The organism is Micromonospora sp. DT48, from assembly GCF_049844495.1.
Lineage (GTDB): Bacteria > Actinomycetota > Actinomycetes > Mycobacteriales > Micromonosporaceae > Micromonospora.
This window is the reverse complement of record NZ_JBNCLE010000063.1, coordinates 1-445: the sequence shown is the minus strand read 5'-3', so window position 1 is coordinate 445 and position 445 is coordinate 1. Positions and strand designations below refer to the sequence as shown.

Genomic DNA, 445 nt, shown 5'->3' with positions numbered 1-445 from the left:
CCCCGACCAACACCCACCCCCGCAACACACAACTCACCCGGCACACCCACCGGCACCACACCAAGACCCTCATCGAGGACGTAGAGCCGCAGGTTGGGGTGAGGTCCGCCGAGCGGTACCCGGCTCACCTCGGCCAGGGCCTGTGGGTCACACCGCCACGAGGTCACGTCGACCGCCGCCTCGGCCGGTCCGTACGTGTTGTGCAGTTCACAGTCGGGCAGTGCGGCCACGAAGGCTCGCGCCACGTCCAGTGGCAGTTCCTCGCCGCCGACGCCGACGGAGCGCAGCGAGGTGCAGTCGTCGAGCCCTTCGGCGAGCATCGCGGAGAGCATCGACGGTACGAAGTGGACGGTCGTCACCCGCTCGCGGATGATCAGGTCGCGGAGGTAAGCCGGATCGCGGTGCCCACCCGGACGGGCGATGACCAGCCGCGCCCCCGCCGACA

General features: G+C 70.1%; 1 protein-coding gene. It reads right to left on the bottom strand.

The features are described from left to right. A partial coding sequence (locus tag ACLQ2S_RS27165) for an AMP-binding protein (RefSeq protein ID WP_425703830.1) occupies positions 1-445 on the bottom strand: 445 nt, incomplete at both ends.